The 1100-nt window shown below is 67.1% G+C and carries 1 protein-coding gene; it reads left to right on the forward strand.

All coding sequences use genetic code 11. The features are described from left to right. A partial coding sequence (locus tag AX708_RS04150; RefSeq protein ID WP_067489568.1) for an IS66 family transposase occupies positions 1 to 1100 on the forward strand: 1100 nt, incomplete at both ends.

Below are 1100 nucleotides of genomic sequence, written 5' to 3' on the forward strand. Positions count from 1 at the left end.
TCATCGATGCGCTGATGCGTCATCGTTTTGGCCGCAAGTCTGAACAGCTCGATGCCGACCAGTTCGAGCTTGCGCTCGAGGAAGTTGAGGCCGCACTCTCACAGGCCGAGCTTGCCATGAACAAGGCAAGCAAGGCTCCGTGCGAACGCCCGCGCAAGACGAACCGCGGTGCGCTGCCCGCCCATCTCGAGCGGATCGAGCAGACCGTCGATATCGAGGAGAAGGCTTGCCCCTGCTGCGGCGGCGCGCTCCACCAGATCGGCGAGGATGTTGCCGAGCGCCTCGATGTCGTGCCTACCACCTTCCGCGTGCTGGTCACCCGGCGCCCGCGCTATGGCTGTCGCTCGTGCGAGAACGCGGTCGTGCAGGCACCGGCCCCGGCAAGGATCGTCGAAGGCGGCATCCCCACCGAGGCGCTGATCGCACAGGTGCTGGTATCCAAGTATGCCGACCACCTGCCGCTCTACCGACAGGCGCAGATCTATGCCCGGCAGGGCATTCAGCTGGACCGTTCCACCCTTGCCGACTGGGTCGGCAGGGCAGCCTGGTATTTGCGCCCCTTGCGCGATCATATCCTCGAGCGATTGCGACGATCCGAGCGGCTGTTCGCCGACGAGACCACCGCGCCAGTGCTCGAGCCGGGGCGCAGGAAGACCAAGACCGGTCAGATCTGGGCCTATGCCTGCGACGATCGGCCATGGGGCGGCAGTGCCCCGCCGATGGTCGCCTATGTCTACGCCGGCGATCGCAAGACCGAGCGACCCGAAGCGCATCTGCACGGCTTTGCCGGCATCCTGCAGGTCGACGGCTATGGTGCCTATGCGGCGCTGGGCCGGCGCCATCAGCAGATCCGTCTCGCGTTCTGCTGGGCGCATGTGCGCCGCAAGTTCTACGAGCTGGCCGAGAGCTCGCCGGTGGCCGCCGACGTGCTGCGCCGCATTGCCTCCCTCTACGCCATCGAGGACGAGATCCGCGGCCTATCTGCTGACGAGCGCCGCGACGTCCGTGACCAGCGCAGCCGGCCGATCGTCGACGACCTCTACAGGTTCCTCGAAGCACGCGGCCGGCAGGTCAGCGCCAAGAGCCGCCTCGGGGAGGCG

Source organism: Erythrobacter sp. CCH5-A1 (assembly GCF_001557115.1).
Lineage (GTDB): Bacteria > Pseudomonadota > Alphaproteobacteria > Sphingomonadales > Sphingomonadaceae > Erythrobacter.